General features: G+C 59.1%; 25 protein-coding genes. All 25 read left to right on the forward strand.

Features of this window, described 5'->3' with window-relative positions; all coding sequences use genetic code 11:
* Positions 1–829: type III secretion system gatekeeper subunit SctW (sctW, locus tag PMI29_RS28455; RefSeq protein WP_033051901.1), on the forward strand; the 829-nt coding region annotated here is incomplete at its 5' end.
* A 23-nt stretch (positions 830–852) separates the two neighbouring features.
* Positions 853–2,904, forward strand: a complete 2,052-nt coding sequence (locus tag PMI29_RS28450) for an EscV/YscV/HrcV family type III secretion system export apparatus protein (protein ID WP_007993417.1) — start codon at positions 853–855, stop codon at positions 2,902–2,904.
* Between the two features lie 13 nt (positions 2,905–2,917).
* Positions 2,918–3,325 (forward strand): invasion protein B family, encoded by a 408-nt coding sequence (locus PMI29_RS28445; protein ID WP_007993418.1) that lies wholly within the window; start codon positions 2,918–2,920, stop codon positions 3,323–3,325.
* Positions 3,322–4,608, forward strand: a complete 1,287-nt coding sequence (gene sctN, locus PMI29_RS28440; RefSeq protein WP_007993419.1) for a type III secretion system ATPase SctN — start codon at positions 3,322–3,324, stop codon at positions 4,606–4,608. Before PMI29_RS28445 ends, sctN begins: the two co-directional genes overlap by 4 nt.
* Positions 4,605–5,060, forward strand: a complete 456-nt coding sequence (locus PMI29_RS30695) for a type III secretion protein (RefSeq protein ID WP_007993420.1) — start codon at positions 4,605–4,607, stop codon at positions 5,058–5,060. The genes sctN and PMI29_RS30695 overlap by 4 nt, the downstream gene beginning before the upstream one ends.
* Positions 5,057–6,019, forward strand: a complete 963-nt coding sequence (locus PMI29_RS28435) for a SpaN/EivJ family type III secretion system needle length determinant (RefSeq protein ID WP_007993421.1) — start codon at positions 5,057–5,059, stop codon at positions 6,017–6,019. Before PMI29_RS30695 ends, PMI29_RS28435 begins: the two co-directional genes overlap by 4 nt.
* Complete coding sequence (locus tag PMI29_RS28430) at positions 6,016–6,945, forward strand: FliM/FliN family flagellar motor switch protein (protein WP_007993422.1); 930 nt, start codon at positions 6,016–6,018, stop codon at positions 6,943–6,945. Before PMI29_RS28435 ends, PMI29_RS28430 begins: the two co-directional genes overlap by 4 nt.
* Positions 6,942–7,598: an EscR/YscR/HrcR family type III secretion system export apparatus protein gene (locus PMI29_RS28425; RefSeq protein ID WP_007993423.1), complete on the forward strand. Its 657-nt coding sequence runs from the start codon at positions 6,942–6,944 to the stop codon at positions 7,596–7,598. Before PMI29_RS28430 ends, PMI29_RS28425 begins: the two co-directional genes overlap by 4 nt.
* Positions 7,599–7,608: 10 nt before the next feature.
* Entirely contained in the window at positions 7,609–7,863 is a 255-nt protein-coding gene (locus tag PMI29_RS28420) for an EscS/YscS/HrcS family type III secretion system export apparatus protein (protein ID WP_007993424.1), read from the forward strand.
* A 4-nt stretch (positions 7,864–7,867) separates the two neighbouring features.
* A complete protein-coding gene (gene sctT, locus PMI29_RS28415) occupies positions 7,868–8,674 on the forward strand; it encodes a type III secretion system export apparatus subunit SctT (protein ID WP_007993425.1) in 807 nt (268 codons plus the stop codon).
* Positions 8,649–9,683 carry an EscU/YscU/HrcU family type III secretion system export apparatus switch protein gene (locus PMI29_RS28410; RefSeq protein WP_007993426.1) on the forward strand — a complete coding sequence of 345 codons (1,035 nt, stop codon included), beginning with the start codon at positions 8,649–8,651 and terminating at the stop codon, positions 9,681–9,683. The genes sctT and PMI29_RS28410 overlap by 26 nt, the downstream gene beginning before the upstream one ends.
* Before the next feature lie 119 nt (positions 9,684–9,802).
* On the forward strand, positions 9,803–10,294 hold the full coding sequence (gene sicA, locus PMI29_RS28405; protein WP_007993427.1) for a type III secretion system translocator chaperone SicA: 492 nt from the start codon (positions 9,803–9,805) through the stop codon (positions 10,292–10,294).
* Entirely contained in the window at positions 10,287–12,056 is a 1,770-nt protein-coding gene (sctE, locus tag PMI29_RS28400; protein ID WP_007993429.1) for a type III secretion system translocon subunit SctE, read from the forward strand. Before sicA ends, sctE begins: the two co-directional genes overlap by 8 nt.
* Before the next feature lie 26 nt (positions 12,057–12,082).
* Positions 12,083–13,183, forward strand: coding sequence for a hypothetical protein (locus PMI29_RS28395; protein ID WP_007993431.1), 1,101 nt, complete (start codon positions 12,083–12,085; stop codon positions 13,181–13,183).
* Positions 13,184–13,197: 14 nt separating this feature from the next.
* Entirely contained in the window at positions 13,198–14,283 is a 1,086-nt protein-coding gene (locus tag PMI29_RS28390) for an IpaD/SipD/SspD family type III secretion system needle tip protein (RefSeq protein ID WP_007993432.1), read from the forward strand.
* A gap of 109 nt (positions 14,284–14,392) precedes the next feature.
* Positions 14,393–14,671, forward strand: a complete 279-nt coding sequence (locus PMI29_RS28385) for an acyl carrier protein (RefSeq protein WP_007993433.1) — start codon at positions 14,393–14,395, stop codon at positions 14,669–14,671.
* 227 nt (positions 14,672–14,898) lie between these two features.
* Complete coding sequence (locus PMI29_RS28380; protein WP_007993434.1) at positions 14,899–16,560, forward strand: winged helix-turn-helix domain-containing protein; 1,662 nt, start codon at positions 14,899–14,901, stop codon at positions 16,558–16,560.
* Positions 16,557–17,009, forward strand: coding sequence for a transglycosylase SLT domain-containing protein (locus PMI29_RS28375; RefSeq protein ID WP_007993435.1), 453 nt, complete (start codon positions 16,557–16,559; stop codon positions 17,007–17,009). Before PMI29_RS28380 ends, PMI29_RS28375 begins: the two co-directional genes overlap by 4 nt.
* Positions 17,010–17,135: 126 nt before the next feature.
* Complete coding sequence (locus PMI29_RS28370) at positions 17,136–18,308, forward strand: PrgH/EprH family type III secretion apparatus protein (protein ID WP_007993436.1); 1,173 nt, start codon at positions 17,136–17,138, stop codon at positions 18,306–18,308.
* A gap of 10 nt (positions 18,309–18,318) precedes the next feature.
* Positions 18,319–18,579 (forward strand): type III secretion system needle filament subunit SctF, encoded by a 261-nt coding sequence (gene sctF / locus PMI29_RS28365; RefSeq protein ID WP_007993437.1) that lies wholly within the window; start codon positions 18,319–18,321, stop codon positions 18,577–18,579.
* A 59-nt stretch (positions 18,580–18,638) separates the two neighbouring features.
* The gene (gene sctI, locus PMI29_RS28360) at positions 18,639–18,947 is read left to right on the forward strand and encodes a type III secretion system inner rod subunit SctI (protein WP_007993439.1); all 309 of its coding nucleotides are present in this window, start codon (positions 18,639–18,641) and stop codon (positions 18,945–18,947) included.
* The gene (locus PMI29_RS28355; protein ID WP_007993442.1) at positions 18,944–19,666 is read left to right on the forward strand and encodes an EscJ/YscJ/HrcJ family type III secretion inner membrane ring protein; all 723 of its coding nucleotides are present in this window, start codon (positions 18,944–18,946) and stop codon (positions 19,664–19,666) included. The genes sctI and PMI29_RS28355 overlap by 4 nt, the downstream gene beginning before the upstream one ends.
* The gene (locus PMI29_RS28350) at positions 19,653–20,219 is read left to right on the forward strand and encodes a type III secretion system protein (RefSeq protein ID WP_007993445.1); all 567 of its coding nucleotides are present in this window, start codon (positions 19,653–19,655) and stop codon (positions 20,217–20,219) included. Before PMI29_RS28355 ends, PMI29_RS28350 begins: the two co-directional genes overlap by 14 nt.
* Entirely contained in the window at positions 20,191–20,910 is a 720-nt protein-coding gene (locus tag PMI29_RS28345; protein ID WP_007993447.1) for a hypothetical protein, read from the forward strand. The genes PMI29_RS28350 and PMI29_RS28345 overlap by 29 nt, the downstream gene beginning before the upstream one ends.
* Entirely contained in the window at positions 20,900–21,337 is a 438-nt protein-coding gene (locus PMI29_RS28340; RefSeq protein ID WP_007993449.1) for a hypothetical protein, read from the forward strand. The genes PMI29_RS28345 and PMI29_RS28340 overlap by 11 nt, the downstream gene beginning before the upstream one ends.
* The last annotated feature ends 38 nt before the right edge of the window (positions 21,338–21,375 follow it).

Raw genomic sequence — 21,375 nt, forward strand, 5'->3', positions numbered from 1 at the left:
GGTGCTCAGCCTCGCGCGGCTGGCGGACAAGCCGGTCACCTGGTTGCTGCAAATGGTGCGACAGCTGTTCCCCGATGACAGTGATCTGGCGTTGGTGCTGCGAGAGCTGTTACGTCGCAAGAAACTGGAAAAGACCACCCGTCAGCGACTTGAAACGCTTTTACAGACTGTGGTTGCCCAAGGCTCCCCCAAGCGTATGAATGCCGGGATCAACGCCGCCCTCAAAGCCAGGATGTTCGGAGCGAACATGGCGGTGCGCGCTGGGTTGTTGCGCGAGACCTACCGGGATTTTCTGGAGTCCGACGAGGGCCCGATCAGTTGTTATCAGGATTGGATCGCACTGTATGGTCCGTCACAACGCATGGCGGTGCTGTCCTTCATCGAAGCGGCATTGCTCACGGATATCAGTGCCCAGGACCCCAGTTGCTCGCGCGTGGAGTTCGGTCAACTGCTGGCCAGGGTGACCGACCTCAAGCGCCTGCGCTCAGCCGATGAGCTGTTTATCAGCCAACTGCTCGGCGATGCACTCATCTGCCGGCACAACGCCAATGAGCCCGACTGGCTGGTGTTCCTGCTCGGCGTGCTGACGTACCCCGATGAGCTCGACCAGTTGTTGCTCGGTGCGTTGGGTGAGCGCGTGCTGTTGAGCCCGCACCACGAGCGCTCGACGCTGCTGCAGAAGGTGCGCCGGCACAGCCTGCAGTTGCCGCCGCAACTGTTTGCCGATGAACGAGCGCCACTGCGCCTGGCAGAACAATTCACCCGACTGGCTGACATTGCCTACGCCCACGAATGTAAAGAGCGGCGACGTCTCGGCGGCTGCCCATGACTTTTTTCCGGAGCTGACCTGCCATGCTCAATGTGTTTTTGCGCAACGTCGGCGCTCGTCCGGAGCTGCTGATCCTGACGCTGATGGTGATGATCATCGCCATGCTGATCATTCCCCTGCCGACGGTGCTGGTGGATTTTCTCATCGGCCTGAACATCGTGATTTCGCTGCTGGTGTTCATGGGGTCGTTCTACATCGAACGCATCCTCAGTTTCTCGACCTTTCCTGCGTTGCTGCTGTTGACCACCCTGTTTCGCCTGGCGCTGTCGATCAGCACCAGCCGGCTGATCCTCAGCCAGGCTGATGCGGGGGAGATCATCGCCTCCTTCGGTGAGTTCGTGATCGGCGAAAGCCTGGTGGTGGGCTTCGTGATCTTTTCCATTGTCACCATTGTCCAGTTCATCGTGATCACCAAGGGCTCGGAACGGGTGGCCGAAGTCGCGGCGCGCTTCTCGCTGGACGGCATGCCCGGCAAGCAGATGAGCATCGACGGCGACCTCAAGGCCGGCGCCATTACCGCCGAGGAAGCCAAGGAAAAGCGCAGCGTGCTGGAGCGCGAAAGCCAGTTGTACGGCTCGTTCGACGGCGCGATGAAGTTCATCAAGGGCGATGCCATCGCCGGCATCATCATTATCTTCGTCAACTTCATCGGCGGCATGGCCATTGGCGTCGGGCAGATGGGCATGGACCTGTCCACCGCCTTGTCGACCTACACCCTGCTGACCATCGGCGATGGTCTGGTGGCGCAGATTCCGGCGTTGCTGATCGCCATCGGCGCCGGCTTCATCGTCACCCGCGTCAACGGCGATGACGCCAACCTGGGGCGCAACATGCTCGCCCAGATGCTCGGTCATCCGTTCGTGCTGGGGGTGACGGCGCTGCTGGCGGTGGGCGTCGGCCTGTTGCCCGGTTTTCCGCTGCTGACCTTCCTGCCCATCGCCGTGGCCCTGGCACTGCTGGTATTCGTTCGCCGGCGCAAGGCCTCCAGGGGCGAGGGTCAGGGTGACAGCCGTCCATCGTCGACGCAGGGCCAAGCCATGCAGACCGGCTCGGGCCTGCTCGAGGACATCGATAACGTCGCCACCGAAACCATCCCGCTGATGTTATTGGTGCCCACCGCGCGCCTCGATGAGTTGACCAGGGCCCGTTGGGCGGCACGTTTTCGCAGCCAGTTTTTCGTCGATTACGGGCTGCGCATTCCCGAGCCGCAATTGCGCGCCAGCGAAGCCTTGCCGGCGCATCAAGTGGCGGTGCTGATCAACGAAGTGCGCGCCGAGCAATTCGATATCCATTTCGATCACTGGCGGCTGCTCGACTACTCGCCGGAGCTGGAACCCTTGGGCTTTGCCCTGGTGCACGGCAGTGACAGCAATCGCCTGGGCGGGGTGTGGGTCAACGCCACCGACCAGGAACGGGTGCAGCAATTGGGCTATCACCTGCGTCCGGCGGACGAGGAATGCTACCGCTGCCTGGTCACCTTGCTGGCGCGCAACATCCAGGAGTTTTTTGGCGTGCAGGAAACCAAGCAACTGCTCGACGAAATGGAAACCCGCTGTCCCGATCTGCTCAAGGAAGTCTATCGCCACGTCACCGTGCAGAAGATCGCCGAAGTGCTGCAGCGCCTGATTGGCGAGCGCATTTCCGTGCGCAACATGAAGCTGATTCTTGAGTCCCTGGCCCATTGGGCGTCCCGGGAAAAAGACGCGCTGGCGCTGGTCGAGCACGTTCGTGGCTCGCTGGCCCGCTACATCAGCAACAAGTTTGCCCAGGGTAATGACTTGCGGGTGTTGCTGTTGTCGACGGAGTTCGAAGAGGTGGTGCGCAAGGGCATCCGGCAAACCTCGGGCGGCAGTTTCATCAACCTGGAACCGGCCGAGTCGGAAGAGCTGATGGACCGGCTGAGTGTTGGCCTGGACAGTCTGCACATTGCACACAAGGACATGGTGTTGCTGTGTTCGGTCGATGTGCGGCGCTACATCAAGAAGCTGATCGAGGGGCGGTTCCGGGAGCTGGACGTGATGTCGTTCGGCGAAATCTCCGAAACCGTCTCCGTCAATGTCATCAAAACACTATAAGGAAATACTGCAAATGGTTCCGACGGATATTGCCGACCTGTTACGCGAAGCGCTGCGGCACAGCGGCTGTATGGACAGCCAGATAGGGCACTTCGACAGTCACAGTACAATCGAAATGCAGATGAAGAGCCTGCCTGATGTCAGCGTCGCCGAGGTGGAGGGCGATGTATGGGTCTGGGCGGTGGTCGCCGAAGCCGGCCCGCAGTTTACCCATCATTGTGCCGGTGAGTTGATACGGTTTTTGCTCGAAGGCAACGCCTTTTCCCGCACCGGGCAATTGCATCTGTGCGAGGTTCAGGAGCGCCTGGAACTGCGGTTGATGGCCAATGCCGATGCCCTGAGTGACGCCGGGCATTTCGCCCAGGCCCTCGACTCTTTTGTGCTGGCGCTTGAAACACTGTGCGAGCTGTTGCGTCGATGAAAATCCGGCTGCAACGGTACGGTGCCCATCCCTTGCGTTTGAGTGGTCCATTGATCGAAGCGGCGCTGGGCGACGTAGTGATCGGTGAAGTCTGCGAAGTGCGCCGGCATTGGCGCTTGCCTGAGGTAGCGGCCAGGGCGCAGGTCATTGGCTTCAAGCCCGGCGCGGTCCTGCTCAGTTTGCTCGGCGATGCCAAGGGCTTGTCCAGGGAGTCGATGATCGTTCCCACGGGCTCGATCCTGCAACTGACGTGCAGTGATGCCTTGCTCGGCAGCGTAGTCGACCCTCAAGGCACTATCGTCGAGCGTCTGGCACCGTCTACGGCGCTGGCGCAACAGGACTATCCGGTGGACGCCGACCCGCCGTCATACCAGCAGCGGCGCCCGGTGGACACCCCGTTGCGCACCGGTATTCGGGTCATCGACGGCTTGCTGACCTGCGGTGTCGGTCAACGCATCGGCATTTTTGCCGCCGCTGGCTCCGGCAAAACCACCCTGATCAATATGCTGATCAACCATACCGACGCCGATGTGTTTGTCATTGGCCTGATCGGTGAGCGCGGACGTGAAGTGACCGAATTCATCGAGCATCTGCGTCAGTCTGAAATACGCTCACGATGCGTGGTGGTGTATGCCACTTCGGATTTTTCCTCGGTGGATCGCTGTAACTCGGCCCTGCAGGCTACGGCCATCGCCGAGTATTTCCGTGACCAGGGCCAGCGTGTGGTGTTGTTGCTGGACTCGTTGACGCGCTACGCCAGGGCTCGTCGCGATCTGGCCCTGGCCGCGGGTGAAGCGCCGGCGCGACGAGGCTATCCGGCTTCGGTGTTCGATGCCTTGCCGCGCCTGCTGGAACGGCCCGGGGTGACTGCCTCCGGCAGCATTACCGCCTGGTACACGGTGCTGCTGGAAAGTGACGACGAACCGGACCCGATCGCCGAAGAGATTCGCTCAATCCTCGACGGCCATATTTATCTCAGCCGTGCGCTGGCGGCCAAGGGACACTACCCGGCGATCGATGTGTTGCGCAGCGTCAGTCGCGTGGCGACGCAAGTCACCCCACCGCAGGTGCAGCAACTGGCGGCGGTGACCCGGGAAACGCTGACGCGGCTTGAGCAGCTGCAGATTTTTCTCGACATGGGCGAGTACAGCCCAGGCGCGGACGCCGCCAATGACCAGGCGCTGCAACGCCGTGCAGCCCTCTACCAGTGGTTGCGCCAGCCCACGGGCGAATACTGTGAGCCGGACGAGGCCCTGGGCCAATTGCAGGGGGTCATGGCATGAATCCATTAGCCGATCGTCTTCGCCTGTTGGCGCTCAGCCAGTTCCGTCGGCAACGCGGTCAACTGCTGATAGCGCGTACCCGGCAGCAACTGCAGCCGCTGGTCCTGGAGCGGGCCGCTTTCGACCGACAAGAGGCGGCGCTGCACGGTTTGTTGGCCAGCCATCGCGCCAATGACTGTGTGCTCGATCACGGGCAACTGTTGGCGCTGTTGCGAAGGCAGGCGGTCATTCGACGGCAGATCGAGCTGTTGCGCGTCGAGCGTAACCGGGTCGATCAGCAGTGCCGGGAGATTGAGCAAGCGTTGCAGGAGCAGCGCGAGCAACTGCGGTTCGTGCAGCGCAAACACGACAAGTACGAAGGGGCTGTTCAGCAGCTGTTGCGGGGGCAACGACTGGAGCAGGTGCGCCGGGAAGAAAGAGAGGCCGAAGAGATGAGTGGAGTTCCGCGATGAGCAACGTATCTGTAATTTCACCCTTGCCGGTTCAACCCTTGGACCCCGTCACCGAAGAGCCGATGGACGAGTTGCACGACAGGCTGGTGCCGGTGCGGGAGGATGAGCTGCCGCAAGGTGTGCTGGAACTGATGGCACCGTTGATCCTGCGTCATCGGCCCCTGATGGACACTGGTCGCGCAATCACTTTGCAGGCGATTGTCACGCTCCCGGAAAAGCCGGCTGCTGAACTCGACGAAGTACGGCCGCTCACACCGGTGTCTCATCCACAAGCGCAGCCGCTGTCGAGTAAACCTGTGCAGCCTCGGTTGTTGCCACAGGTGGCTCATCCACAAGCGCAGCCGCTGTCGAGTAGACCTGTGCCGCCTCGGTTGTTGCCAGCGGTGGCTGACGTTGCGCCTGTTGTCGACAGGGCTGTCGCGCCGACACCGACACCGACAAACCTGCCGACTCGGATCGTTGTTGAGCCAGGGCCGACCGAGCGCCCATCAAACATCGTCGAACCGCTATCGGTCGACCGTGCCGCCAGTCCAGGTGCACCCTCGATATTTGAGTTCGAAGGGCAAAGGCCCGAAGCCTTATCGAGCCTCCCGACCGCGCGCCATGTGCCGACAGTTGCATCACCTGCGGCCTCGGCGCCCGGGATGCCGCCAGCGCCGCCTGCCCTCGACCCGATCATCGAAACCCTGCCGGTTGCCGACCGGGGCTTGCTGCAGGTTCCGTTCAATAAAGGTACCGCCAGCGGGCAGGTGACGATCAGCCGCGTGGCCGATGAGCCCACCCGCAACCTGCAACTCAGCCCGAGCAATGCCCTGGTTTTCGAACAACTCAAAGTGTCGCTGGAGCACGTCCGCGAACCCGCCTGGCGCCTGACCGACAGCGACGGCGAGCAGCAGCGCCAGGGCTCGCGGCAGCCGCCGGACGACGAGCAGACCGAAGACGCCGGGCAGGGCGCATGAGCGCACTGAAGTTGCGCCGGATCAACGCCCGGGCGCATGCCGCCGCGCAAGCGATACGACGCTGGCGAAACGCGGATGTCGACGCCGGTTCCGGCCATCCGCCAGGGCAATCGGGCTATCTGTGTTTTCGCGCATCAGGCGAGGGTGGGGAATGGCGGGGTTTGATCGACGCCCGCGACTGGTTGCATCGATCACTCCCGGGGTTGCGGTCGTTACTGTTGGTCGAGTGCTCGCTGAAGAACATCGCCGAACTGTTCCGCGCGGTGCCGCAACCCTTGCTGCTGGAGGTAGACGACTTGCACTACCGGCAAATATCTGACGTCGATGGGGTCCTTCCCGGGCAATTGCCCCCGCAAGAACTGCCATGGCTTGACACGCCTCGCGGGCGCCTGTGGTTGACCCGATTGCCACCGGCACGGGCCGCCAGCCGGCCCCTGGACGCCGACTCATGGCTGAGCGATTTGCCGCTGCGCCTGAAGCTGGTGCTGGGGGCGAGTCACCTCAGACACGGGATACGGCTGAAGGCCGGCGATGTCCTGCGAATCATTCAGCGTTCGCAACGATGCTACGTGGGGCATCAATGCCTCGGCGCTTTCACCTTTACAGAACAGGGGATACACATGCTATCGACCGCGACTGACGCCCAAAGCACGGCGGATCCCGATCCCGATCCCGATTTTGACCTCGGCGCTTTGCCGGTGCGTCTGGAGTTCTTGCTCGCGGCCCGGGAAATCGACCTGGCCACGCTGTCGCGGATCATCGCGGGCCAACTGATCCCGCTGGCGGACGATGCGGCGCGGCACATCGAGGTGCGCGCCAATGGCAAGCCGGTGGCCCGTGGCGAACTGGTGCAACTGCAAGAGCAGTTGGCTGTGGAGTTGCTCGAGGTCTATCGCAACGGTTCACCGGACGGAATGCCGCGATGAACGACGTCTCGCTGATCGCGCTGCTGGCATTCGCTTCACTGCTGCCGTTTCTGGTGGCGGCCGGCACCTGCTACATCAAGTTTTCCATTGTCTTTGTCATCGTGCGTAACGCCTTGGGTTTGCAGCAGGTGCCCTCGAACATGGCCCTCAATGCGATTGCCTTGATGCTGGCGATTTTCGTGATGACGCCGGTACTGAAGCAAGGCTATGGCTATTACAAGGAAGAACAGGTGGCTTTTACCGACATCGAGTCGGTGGTGAATTTCGCCGAGAACGGGTTGGGCGGCTACAAGGATTACCTGCGCAAGTACACCGACCCGGAACTGGCGCTGTTCTTCGAGCGGGCGCAAGCGGTGCAGAGTGAGTCCGACATCGTTTTGCCTGCCGATGAAGAACTCGTGCCGTCGCTATTTTCCCTGTTGCCGGCCTACGCATTGAGTGAAATCAAAAGCGCCTTCAAGATCGGCTTCTACCTGTATTTGCCCTTCGTGATCGTCGATCTGGTGATCTCCAGCATCCTGCTGGCGCTGGGCATGATGATGAGCCCGGTGATCATTTCGGTACCGATCAAATTGGTATTGTTTGTTGCGCTGGACGGCTGGGCGCTGCTGTCCACCGGGCTGGTCAAGCAATACCTGACGTTGCTGGCATAGGCGCGGGCTCATGAACGATCTGGTCTATGCCGGTAATAAAACCCTGTACCTGATCCTGTTGATGGTGGCCTGGCCGATCATTGTCGCCACGGTGGTCGGTCTGGTGGTCGGTCTGATTCAGACCGTGACCCAGTTACAGGAGCAGACCCTGCCGTTCGGTTTCAAGCTGCTGGCCGTCGCCGCGTGCCTGTTCCTGCTGTCGGGTTGGTACGGCGAAACTTTGCTCGACTTCAGTCGAGAAGTCATCCGCCTGGCGCTGGCTTAGCGCGATGTCGGTGACGCTGTTTTTCGACCTGTACACCTGGTTTGCCGCCGCCATCCTGGGGTTTGCACGCCTGGCGCCGATTTTTTTCATGTTGCCGTTTCTCAACAGTGGGGTGCTCACGGGCGCGCCACGTCAGGCTGTCATTGTGTTGGTGGCGTTGGGTTTCCAGGCTTATGTGGGGGTGCCGCTGCCTGACCTCGATGGGTTGGCATTCTTCGGTCTGATGTTGCGCGAGGCCGGCATTGGTGTACTGCTTGGATGCCTGCTGTGCTGGCCGTTCTGGGTATTGCACGCCATGGGCAACCTGATCGACAACCAGCGCGGGGCAATGCTCAGCAGCACCGTGGACCCGGCCAACGGAGTCGATACGTCGGAGCTGGCAAATTTTCTCCAGTTGTTCGCCGCGGCGGTTTATCTCGAGGGCGGGGGCATGCTGCTGATGCTCGAAACCGTTGGCCACAGCTACCGTATTTGCACTCCGGCCAGTGGGTGCGAGATGCACCTGCAGTCGCTGCTGAGCCTGCTCGACGCGCTGGTGAGCAAGACACTGGTGATCAGCGCGCCGGTGGTGGCCACGCTGTTGATCAGCGAAGCGCTGCTTGGCTTGCTCTCGCGGTATGCGCCGCAAATGAATGCTTTCTCGGTGTCGCTGACGGTCAAGAGCCTGGTGGCGCTGGTGGTGTTGATACTGTATTTCGGCGTGCACCTGCCGGACGAAGTCCTGCGCATGGGCATGAAGTCCCAAGGGCTGGAACATTATCTGGGCCGCGAAGGGGAGGCTGCCGATGTCGTCCAGCGCCTCGAAGACTGAGAAACCCACCGCCAAGCGTCTGCGCGATGCGTCACGCAAAGGGCAGACGTTCAAGGCCAAGGACCTGGTGATCACCTGTCTGACCCTCTGCGGCATCACCTACATGGTGTTCAACAGCTCGCTGGTGGAGGTCATGGAAGTCTATCGACGCATCATTGCCAGTGACTTTGACGTGGACCTGCAAGCGTACTCGGCGACGCTGGTGCTGGTCGGGCTCAAGGCATTGTTACCGTTGCTGCTGGTCTGTGTGTTGACCAGCGCATTGCCTGCACTGCTGCAAAGCGGTTTCGCCCTGGCCAGCGAAGCCTTGAAGCTCAATCTGGGAGCGTTGAACCCGATCAATGGCTTCAAAAAACTGTTCAGCCTGCGCACGGTCAAGGACACGGTCAAAGCGCTGCTGTACCTGGGCAGTTTTGCCCTGGCCCTGTGGATTGTCTGGATCACCCAGCGGCAACTGCTGTTTGCCCAACTGTTCGCCCAAGCCCCGGATCTGTTCGCAATCTGGGGCCACTTGTTGCTGGTGCTGGTGCTGGCGTTCCTCGGATGCGTGCTGCTGATCGTCGTGCTCGATGCGCTGAGCGAATACTGGCTGTTCATGAAAGATCAGATGATGGACAAGGATTCGGTCAAGCGCGAACACAAGGAACAGGATGGCAATCCCGAGATCAAGGGACGCCGTCGTGACCTGCATCGTGAGTTGCTGTCGGAGCAAATCAAATCCGATGTGCGCAGCTCGCGGATGATCATCGCCAACCCGACGCACATTGCCATCGGTGTGTATTTCCGCCCGGAAATCACCGTGCTGCCGTTTATCTCCCTGATGGAAACCAACCAACGCGCTCTGGCTGTACGAGCCTATGCCAGGGAAGTCGGGGTGCCGGTGATCAATGACATCGCATTGGCCCGGCGGATCTTCAAAACCCACCAGCGCTACAGCTTCCTTCAAGTACAGGAAATTGAAGAAGTCCTGCGTCTGTTGATCTGGCTCGAACAGGTCGAGCAGGCCTGATTTCTCCCTTTTCCTTTTTCCTCCAAACGTTGGCATGAGCGCAATTTGGCAGCGTACTCAGCAGCGCTTTGGCTCAATGCAGTCGTCAGCAGCGCTGACGTTTTTCAGGAGTGTGGCTGATGAGTCGCGACAAACAACCAGATGAACAAGTGGCCCTCGATGTCGTGGAAGCAGTGCTTGGTGGTGCGGCATTGAAAGACGTGCAAGGCATCAGTGACGAGCACATGAACAGTCTCTATGCCTTCGCGTTCCAGTTCTACGAACAGGGACGGCTGGACGATGCGCAAAAGTTCTTCCACTTCCTGTGCATCTACGATTTCAACAACAGCCATTACTGGATGGGATTGGCCGCCGTGTACCAACTCAAGCAGGACCACCAGAAAGCTATCGACCTGTATGCGATCGCCTTCGCCCAAGGCAAGAGCGACTACCGACCGATGCTGTACACCGGCCAGTGTCACTTGGCGCTGGGCAAGGTCGGCAAGGCCAGACTGTGCTTCGAATATGTGCTTGAGCAAGCCACGGAAGACGATTTGCGCGAACAGGCTCAGGTGTATCTCGACACCTTGAGTCACATTGAAAAGGATTGTTCGGAGACTGAACATGAGTGAAATCAGAAGTACCTTCAACCCGGCATTCTCGGGCTTGACCGGTCGAAACGAGTCCTTTGAAAAATATGGCAAGGCTGCCAGTCAAGCGGCCAGGACGGCGGATTATCAGAAGGCCGGCCAAGAGGCATTGGCTCGCCTGATGTCGGTGAGCTACGAAGGCCAGCCTGGCCCATCCGTTGCCAGTGCGGGCAGACCCTTGCTACACGTGCCACCTACGCGCGCTGACGGCAACAAACAGGAAACCAACAGTAATCTGTTCACGCTGTTGATGGCGATGATCAGCGAGTTGATCGGCGAAGTCGACGTCAACAAACTGAAAAACCGCCTGGCGATGCTGCAAAGCATGGCCGGCGCCAGGCAGCAGGGGCATGAAAAACTGGCGGCTGAATACGCCGCCGCCGTCGAGACGCTGGAAGCCGCCGAAGGTGAGATCGGCAGCAGCCAGGAGCACCTCGATCAGTTGCAGGAGCGGGTTCGGCAGGTCCAGGGACTGCTGGATGAGAGTGAGGCACGGTTGGCGGAACTGGATCCTGAATCACCGGAATACGCTCGCGAAGTGGCACTGCGTGACAAGCTGAAAGGTGAACTGACGGGCCATACCCAATCGTTGCAAAAGGCGACCGATGCTCACCTGAAACTGATCGAGATTGCCAATGCCTGCGCCAGAACGCTGGCCGCGGTGGCTGTGAAGGTGCAAGAAGCCGGACTCGCTGGACCCTCGGTGAAGGAGTCCAACGAAAAAGCGCTGAGCAGCAGCGCACTGGCGTTGCTCAATCGCTTGAAGATTATCGAGATGCTCGGTGAGTCGGCGCAGAACAAGGAGGAGCTCAGTCAGGAGTTGTTCCAGGAGCTGCAAACCAGGCTTCAGGAACACATGAAGCTCGAGTCGGAAAAGTATCTGGAAGAAGTGCGCAAGGCCGAGGCGCTGCAGAAGACCATGGGCTGCATTGGCAAGATCGTCGGTGCGATATTGACCGTTGCGACCATTGCTGCCGGCGTGTTGACCGCCAACCCGGTGCTGATCGCGGTGGGCGTGATTGGCGCGGCGGTGATGATTTCCGACGCAGTGGTCCAGCAAGCGACCGGCGTGTCGTTCATGGCCGAAGCCATGAAGCCGCTGACGACGGTGATGCAGGAAGCCATCAAGCTGTTCACCGAGATTTATACAAAAATGCTGGTGGCGTTTGGAGTCGACCCGGAGACCGCGAAAGACATCGCGCAAATCGCCGCCATGATTCAGGGTATCGCCACAACGCTGGCGGCCGTGGCATTGGTGGCCGTGGTCGGGGCGCAGGTGATTGGGCCAATACTCGGCGCCATCGCTTCGAAACTGGCCTCGGCAATCAGCGGGGTCGCGCCTGCCGCGATGCAAGTGTTCAAGCAGGCCGCTTCAACGGCCGGTAACTCACTGACGCAGATGCTGACCCAGTTGCGCAGTTTCATCACCAACGGCGCCGATGCCGTGTCCCTGGCGCGTTATGCCGCCAATCTGCAAACGGCTCAGGCCGTCACCGAGTTCGGCAATGTGGCGGTGCAGGGCGGTTTGCAGGTCCAGAGCGGCGTACATCAGGCCCAGGCAGCGGAGCACCTGGCGGACGTGCGGGTGCGCATGGCGATCAGCGAAGAGATCACTGCCTACCTCACCCGGTTGGTCGATGACTACGGCCAGGCGATGCAGGTCCGCACCCGACAGATCGAGCAGGTCTTTGCCGACATGCAACGCAGTCATTCCGTGAGCCTGCAAATGGCCCGGCACGTTTGAAGTCACTGATAAAAAGGTAATTTTTCATGGCCACCATTCACACCACGACCAGACCTGCTCCAGCGGTATTGACTCACGATCCGGTGAACGACGCAGGGTTGAGCGAGTTGATTGCCCAGGAGCAATTCTCGAAAGATCTCAAAGGCAAGCGCCTCTCGGATACGGCGTTTCTCAACCAGGTCACCGCAAAGCAAGTGCTCCAGAACGGTAGCTTCATAGCGCCTACGGCTGCGGCGCTCGAAAGTGCAATCAACGCCTACCAGCCCGGTGAGTCGGACTGGCAAGACTTCGTTGCAGCCTCGGCGATGCTCAACGATGAAGTGCGCAACGATCTGGTGTTTGATCCGGGCGCGTGGGAGAAACATGCCAACGTATTGGTCGCTGCGATCATTGCGCTCAACATCGCACGGGTGTCCAACGCGCAATTGCGCGGGCACTTCAGTGTCATGGCGGCGGAGGCCGCCAAGGCTCAGGGGGCTGCCATCGTTGAATCAGGCGATGCCGCCTTCTACAGTGCCATGACCAACGCCGTGGTGTCCGGTGCAATCGCCGGTTTTTCCATGCTCAAAACCTTCCAAGGTCAGGGGCTCAAGCATTCGGATATCAACCTGCACAAGCGCAACGCTCTGGACGCCAACAACATTGAGCGGGACCTGAAGCACCATCGTTCCCGCGATGACTGGGATCCGCAAACCACCTACAAAATAAAGACCTTCGATGATTTCGGCCGGTCGAAATCCGTCGACTTCAAACCCAAGGGGGCCACGCTGACGCCTCAGGAGCAGGCGTGGTTCGACGGGGAAATCCTCAAGGCGCAGAAGATTGGGCAAACCTCCGATTGGTTGAGCCAAATGGGCACCAAAGGCATCGAGAAAAAGCTCGAAATCGGCCGTACGCTCAGTGCAATGTCGATGAGTATGAGTCAGATCGTGTCGAGCATGGTACGCATGTCCGAACACGCGGCGCGGGAGAAGGAAGTGCTGCAGCAAAGTGCGCAGAACACTCAGAAGAGTTTGAGCGACGAGGTCGGCCAGAAAGACTCGGCCGACGGGGCACTGCTGCAAAAGCTCATGGATATGGTGATGCAGATACTGCAGTCGCGCATTGAGGTTATTGGAAGGGTTTGAGTGAGGAAACCAATATGAGAATTGCAGAGTCCTCACATCCAGGAAGCAGTTTGCCTGCTGACTTCAATGCCATCGATAATGCGCCGCTGCCTCCCGAAATGTCTGTCGAGGTCCACGCCGGATTTTCTCTTACGCAGTTGCTCGAACGTTCGGTGAAGGTGCTGAATCGTAACCTGGAAAATATGCTTAAGTGTCCAGCGGGAGTTCCAAGAGAGCTTCAAGGCTCGCCTGCAGAGATTCTTGCGCAGTATTTTTCGTCTGCCGAGTTTGTCGAGCAAATTCACGCTAAACGTATTCGATCGCTGATGTGGACACACCAGATGCGCCAGAGTGGAGCGGTGTTCACCCATTGCCTCGAAACGCTGCCAATGGAGCAACGTCAGCAACTCTACGATGAGCAAGATCGTATTCTTGATGAGCTGAGACAAATGTCGGTGCCGGATGAGATCGCTGACGAGTTCGACGCGAGAGTGAGCTCTTCAAACGAATTTTTCGACAAGCTGCTCAATCTCATCGATCTGATCAAAAACGGCTACCTGGCCGGTTATGAACACATCATCAAGGCCTATTCGGACTTCTTCGCCGACTTCAATGCGCAAATCACTGCGAAGTTGAAAGACTGGATCGAAGGGGTCAGCGACGGTAAAGAGGTGAAGCTCAATGCCGGTGCGTTGCGTGATGCGCTGACCAGACTGATCGAGAAGTACACCCATCCCAACCCTGCCTCCGTTTTGTTTCCGGAACCCGGCAAGGGTGGAACCAGCAGGAAAGAAGCTGATAAATGGCGCGAATCATTGGGCTTGCCCGTCAGCTGCCTCAAGCAAAATGCCGACGGTACTTACTGCGTAGTCATCGATACCGGGCCGTTATGGACAATGAGAAACAGCCTGTCATCAGGCGGCACGGTAATCTGGGATACCGCCAGATTCCAGGCCTGGCAGACCGGCTTCAACGCCCAGGAAGAACGCATGAAGAACACATTGCAGTCCTTCACCCAGAAGTATTCGAATGCCAATTCTTATCATGACAATTTCAATAAAACGCTGTCTTCACATTTGAATCAGTTTTCTGACATGTTGAAGGCGATGTTGAATTTTTGATGTGAGTCTGATTTGTTTGGATAAAGCAAATAAATGTCAGTAGGTCGGGCGTAACACGGGTTCGTTTGAACTGGTGTTGCGCCTGCGTTTTGTTGTGTGGGAGAAAAGAATGTCAGATGAGTCAAGTGATCAGTTCGACGTTGTGAGTCAAGTGATCAAGGTGCTGTCGGACTATTTTCCGGTTGGTCGGCGAGAAATTACGTTGACTTCGCGATTGGTCGAGGATTTGTATGTTGACTCCATCAGTCTGGTTGAGATTGTCATGGCGCTAAATGAGACGTTCGGTATTGAACTTCCTGAGGATAGAGTCGGGTTGTGGAGGACAGTGGAGGATGTTTATGAGTCGGTGATGAATTCAACAAGTTGCCGGGCGTTAGATTTGGAGTAAGCAAACAAAACGCCTTGTTTCTATAGAAGCAAGGCGTTTTGTATGGTTTTGGCTTGTTTTTACGATTTTTCCTACAGAAAAAATCGTAGTTTCATTTGGTAATAAATCAATTTTCCTACGGAATCAACCTACTCAACTTCCTATAGTCACGCAGCTTGTCATCTTGAGCCTGACCACCCCTGGGCTCAATTGCGCTTCAGTACCTTTCTATAGAGATGTCTCAGAGTATGGACAGTGCCGCTGATCAAACGCCGGTCAAGTCTTTCGTTTTTGACCACTGGCTATTGCAAAGTGATGGAACGCTGATACGGGATGGAGAAGGCGTTCACGTCCCGCCCAAAGAGTTGAATGTATTGCGCCTGTTGCTGAAGTCGGCGGGGGCGGTCGTCAGCAAGGATTACTTGCTGGACCATGTATGGCCCGAGATGGATGCCGCCGAAGAATCGTTGACCCGCTGCATTTACGCATTGCGCAAGCTGCTCAGGGAAAACAAGGATTACATTGCGACGGTGTACGGCCAGGGTTATCGATTTACCTGTGCGGTTGTCGAACTCGACGCACCGGGTCAGGCTAGGGCTGTGGCGCCTTCACTGGCTGTTCTGCCGTTTCGCAATCTGGGAGAGACGGCAGCGCTGGATCTGCAGGATGTGATGATCCGTCAGTTGACGTTGGCGTTCGGCGAGATGTTGCACGTCATTCCCTCGGGATTGATGGCGGCCTATACGCAACCGGTCGATGTGCGGTCGCTGGTCGGGCAGTTGTCTGCGGACTACTGTTTGAGCGGGCGTTGTAGCGGCCCGAGCGATCAGCAGCAATGGTCGGTCGAGTTGATCCGTGGCCGCGACCACGCTCTGTTGCATGGGCAGACACTGGATGTCCGTGATCCCGGGGCATCGCTTGGGGCATTGACGTGCCTGGTTGCGCAGCGCATTCCCGGTTTGAGCTTTGTCGGTGATGCCTGCGCGTCATACCCGGCAGCGGTGGCGTACCTGCGTGGTTTGTGTAGCGTGCAGCAGCACACTCCGCAAAGTCTGCGCGATGCGCTGGTACAGTTTCGCCAGTGCCTGAAGCTCGATGCCGGGCACACACTGTCCTGGTACGGTTTGGCGGATGCGTGGCTGGGGCAGGCAATGATCGGATCGTATGATCAGGGCCGGGCAATCGATGAGGCACAATCGGCGATTTCCAAAGCCTTGGCGTTGGATCCTGGCAACATCCCTGCATTGGCTCGCCTGGCTTTGCTCACCAGTTTGCGCGGCAGCGAACAGGCGGCCCAGGTGCTTTTCCGACGCTGTTTGCTGACTGCCGATCAGGCTGACGTTCATTACTTTCATGCCTGGCATCACTGGTTCTGGCGGCGCAACGATCAGGCTGCGCAAAGCATCGACAATGCTCTGCAGTACGATCCTGATTGCGTAAGGGCGCAGGTCTTGCGTATGCGCATTACGCTTGCCGCAAATCCCGAGTCGGCCTTGTTGATGGCTCGTCGAGCCCTGCAACAAGGCGCCTCGGGCAATTCGTTGCTGATGATTCTGTATGCCGTGGTGTTGGCTTATTTTGACCAGCACGCGGCAGCCTGGGACGAGCTCGAACAGGCCGGGCTCTGCGAAAGCGCAATCGGTGAACAGGGACTGGCTGCCTGGAATGTGCTGTTCGGCGCCAATCCGTTCAATGCCCGCGACCTGTATGTGAACTGGGTGGCTCTGACCAGGCTGCGATCCGTTGATGGCATTGCGTTGTCAGGTTGGTCCGGTTTGTCAGCTGGTCCGGTGATCGAGCCGCTCTGGAGTTCTTTGCAAAGAGCACCTGATGTGGGTTATCAGGCATCGACGCAGGACCATGCTGTACGCGAGCGACCGACGCCGGTCAGCGAGCGGCGTCTGGCATGACACCGTGCAGAATCAAGTGGCTGACGGTGCTGGTGTGCCTTGGCGCGGGTCAGGCGCAAGCGTGGTGCTGGAGTCAGGCGGGGGCACGACATGCGATCGAACCCGAACTGCTCCGAGCGATTGCCGATGTCGAATCGGGACAGAATCCGAACGCAATGAACTACAACAAGGATGGTTCGCGAGACATCGGGTTAATGCAGATCAACAGCCATCATCTCCCCCGGTTGAGTGCACAGGGCATCACTGAGCAGCGACTGCTGGGTGATCCTTGCCTGTCGGTTGAAGTCGGTGCGTCGGTGCTTGCCGATTTTATCGCGCGTTACGGCTACAACTGGACGGCAGTGGGTGCCTACAACGCCGGTAATTCACCCCATCGGCAAGCCGCGCGCCTGCGTTATGCACGCAAGGTCTGGCAGCGCTATCAGGTGTTTTCCCTGGCTCGACAATGACGGTGCCATGAGAGCTGGCGCAGGATTCTGATCCTCTGCAGGGAGCGATCGGCAGATTTCGATCAGGAAGCCTGCAGCCAGCCTCTCTACCATGCCCGTTCATTTCACAGCCCAGGAGCTGGAACGGTGACAGTTCTGCCGACCCCTGACCCACAACCCTGCGTTCTACGGATACTCAATGGCGCGCTGCAAGGTTGCGAATTTCCCCTCGGCGAAACTACAACCTTGTTCGTGGTAGGGACTGTGGATCTGCTGGGAGAGGGGGTACTGACTGCCAGCGTCCCAGAGGATGCCATCTTCGTTCCCCTGGAGTCGGGGGGCTGCAATTTTGAGGTATTGGCCGATCAAGTCACGCCGGATGGTCTGCCGCTGCGGGTGCTCGATGAGTCAACGCAAATACGCCACTGTGCCTTCCACACCAGGGTGCAGATCGGCGGCCTGCACATCGCCTTGCGGCCTGAAGACCAACCCTGGGCACCTGAACTGCTCGGGCTGCAACCTGACGCTACCGCTGACGCCGCCGCTGTTGTGCGGTGGCGTGCCCCTCTGTCTGGATGGGTCACCAGCGGTCTGGCGCTGGCCGCACTGGTCACCGCAGTTGGCATCTGGTCAATGCCCGGGCCCACACCTGAAACCGATGTTCGCGCGTTGATCGCCGGGGCCAGTGACGAGGCCAGGGTGTTGAGCGGTCGTGACAATGCCATCTATGTGTTCGTGGCTTCCGAACGCGATGCGGGCTGGAGTCGGCAAGTGCTGGTGCGCCACAACACGCTGAGCGGCAAAGTGCTGGTGATGGACCAGGAGCGTCGTCGGCTGGAGCATGTGCTGGTCGACCATGATCCACAACTGGCCTGGCACTCCATTGATCTGAAGGATCCATCGATACCGCGACTGTTGCTTAGTGCACAACGCAATCTGCTCACCCCTCAAAAACAGGCAAAACTGCTCGAAGCACTGCTCTCGGCCGCGCCTTATGCCCAGGACATCGCGGTGCAAATACAGGATGACAGCCTGCTCGTCGATCTGGCGCAAGAGGGGTTGCAGCGCCTGTCACTGGCCTTCAGCCGCGTCGAGCACGAGGACAGTGTCACGTTTGCCATTGCAGGCAATTTGCAGGATTCCGAACTGGCGAACGCTCGCCGGTACGTCGACAGCTTTTACCGGCAGTGGGGTAATCGCTACGTGCACTTCACCGTCGAACTCAAGGACGACTCGCTCAAGGACAAGTCGTTCCAGACCGGCCCGCAGGGCTACATCAAGATGACCTCGTCATCCTGGCATTTTCCTACACAACTCTAAAAGGTGACTCATGGCCGACATTGGTATCCCCATCGACTTTGCCGATGACTTTCTCGGGCGTCAGGCCCAGGCATTCGAAAACGGTGCATCCAAACTCAAGGACGCACTGGACAAAGCGCTGGATGACTTGAAGACGGATGCATCGGACCCACGTCTGCTGGCGGCTTATCAGACCGCGTTTTCATCCTACACGGTGTTTCGAAACGCTCAGACCAACACCATCAAGGGCTTCAAGGATATCGACATGGCGATCATCCAGGCAGCTCGCTGACTCTTCCTTTTTGACCGGCCATTGGTACGCGTCAATGGCCATTTTCATGAGTGCATCGTATGGCTATTCAAAACATTTCCCTGTCTGGCATCGGCCGGCCAGCCTTTACGGAGTTGCGCGGCCCCCAGGAAGGACCGATCGTATCCCTTGAGTCCCGATTGATCGAAGCGTTTGCCGGTTCCGCGGTCAACAGCGAGCAGGACGTTTCAGCCATCAATCAGATAATGCAGCGCCCGGATATCACCAGTCCCGAAGTATTGGCCCAGTTGCAGGAGCTGACAGGACAATACAACGTGGACATCAACTTGCTTAACGTACTGGTCCGCAAAGCGGTAGGTACTGCCGAAACCCTGTTGCGTGCCTCATGAAGCCTGGCGTGTTGCTGATACTGTTGTGCCTGGCGCTGTCGGGGTGTCGCCAACCCAATCTGCTCGAAGGGCTGGATCAGCAGCAGGCCAATGAAGTGCTTTCGGTGCTGCAGCGCAACAATATTGCTGCGGTGAAAGTCGATGCCGGCAAAACCGGCTACGCGGTGAAAATCGATCAGGTCGATTTTTCCGCGGCCGTCGATTTGCTCAACCTCTATTCCTTGCCTTCGCGGCCGCGCCTGCAAGTGGCAGAGATGTTTCCTGCCGACTCGCTGGTGGCCTCGCCCCGCGCTGAAAAAGCCCGGCTTTATTCGGCGCTGGAGCAGCGAATCGAACAGTCGCTGGGTGTGCTCGAAGGCGTGGTGTCGGCGCGAGTGCATGTCAGTTACGACCTGGAGGCCGGCGAAGGCGGACGCAAGATGCCGCCTGTCCACCTCTCGGCAGTGGCGATCCATGAGCTAGACGTCGACCCGCAATTGCTGATCACCGACATCAAGCGTTTTCTCAAGAACAGTTTTGCGGCGGTCGAGTACGAGAACGTCTCGGTGGTACTGTCCAAGCGTTCCCCGACCCAGCATGTCGCGCCGTCCGTGGCCGCAACGCAAGGGCATTCGCATTGGGGCTGGTGGTTGACCGCGGTGACCGCATTGCTGTTGGCCAGTGGCGCAGCCTGGGCTTGCCGCCAAACAAACGCAGGTCGGCATAATGTCCCACGCTGAGTGTTTGGCGCAGATTCTCGCCGAGCCCCTGAGTTATCTGCATCCGCAGCGCCTGCCGATGCCGGAGGGATTTGACCGGCCCGAGGCACGCCATTGGCTCAACCAGATTCTGCTTGAAGATCTCGAACGGTCAGGCCCGTGGCCTTCGACGCCGTTGACAGCCGTAGCGAAGCAATGGGTTCGCCATTGGCGCCAGCTGACCTACATCGCCAGGCTGATGGGCGCTTATCGCTTGATGCCCGACCTGGCGCGAGGCGCGGCGTTGCTAGGCCTGCCCTTGTCGTTGCGCCGGTTCGCCGGTTACAGCCTCGGTGTTCGATGCGGCCTGCCGATCGGGGGGGCGCCCGTTTCGATAGAGCAGATCGAAGCCGCCGGCCTCAATGCGTTATGGAGTTGGTACGAGCAGGTACCGCCAGCCTTGCTCTCACGCCTGACCCTGCAGTTTTCCGAACCGGTTGTTCGCTTGCACTGGCAATGGCCGGTCACGCAACCCGATACAGCTCTTTTCTTATTGGCGGTGCAGCATGCTCGACGCTATCCGAACCCTGACTGAACTCCCCGAGTCGAGCGACGCCCATCTGTCCCGCGAGGACATCGCCGCCGCACGTCGACGCCGGACCTTGCAGCGACAGGCGCAGCGCTGGGCCCGCGATTGTGTCGAGCAGGCCCGGCGTGATGCCCAAGCGCTTCATGCCGAGGCGTTTCAGGAGGGCTATGCCGCGGGCATCGTGCGCGCGACCGGGCAGCTGGCTGAGGGCTTGCTGATGTCCCAGACGCTGGGGCTGCAATTGCGCAAAGACCTTGCGCAGGTCGCCCGTGATTTGCTCGCACAAGCCTTGAGTCGTCCCGAATGGCTGGATGACATGCTGGAGCGTTGGCTGAGCGAGCAACCGGGCGATTCGAGCGCCGTGTTGCAAGTGCTGCTGCCGATGCATTGTCGGCCGCAGGGCAATGAGCTGCGCGAGCGCTTGCGCAGGCATTGGCCCGGTGAGCTGGTCCTCGACTATCACCCGCAAGAGCGCTATGTGGCGCGGCTTGCGGATCAGTTGCTGGAGTTCGATCCAGAAACGACGCGGCAACGACTGGAGCCGCGGTTACTGGCGTGCGTTGTGAACCTGCCGGAGTCGGTTCGCGCTCTGGACCGGGCTTCCATGCAGGCGCTCACGGATCTGTATTCGACCTTTGCCGAACGCTCGGCCGGTTCCACTGAAACTGCCCCGACCGAGGTCCGCCATGAAGATTGAATCCGGTTTGAGTCTGCGCACGACTGAGAGCGGTGAGAGCACAACGGTCGAGTCGCTTGAGTCACATGTGCTTGCGGCCAGCCGGAACGTGCCTGAAAACAAGCGCACGGACCCCGAATTCGAGCGCTTGTATGAGTTGCTGTCAGCCATGGAGGGGCAGGGAGAAAAGGTCATTCATGAGTTTCTCCGTTCACTTCGAGGTGCAGATGGCGAATCACCCGCGTACCCCACTGCCAAGGCGTTGATGGCGGTCACGCTCCAGGTACTGGTTCGATTGAAGGACGACGGGCTGGAAAAGTCGCAGCTTTACAAGGAAGTCAAAGGTGCCAATGGCCTGGCGTTCAGCATGGACGTCTTCGTCAAGGGCTTTATGCGTGATGTGTTTCAACCGATGGAGGATGAAGCTTGGGAGAAGAGTGAGTGGTGAGTTCAGGGTGCGTCCCGCCGAAATGACGGAACGCACCG

The organism is Pseudomonas sp. GM49, assembly GCF_000282355.1.
Classification (GTDB): Bacteria; Pseudomonadota; Gammaproteobacteria; order Pseudomonadales; family Pseudomonadaceae; genus Aquipseudomonas.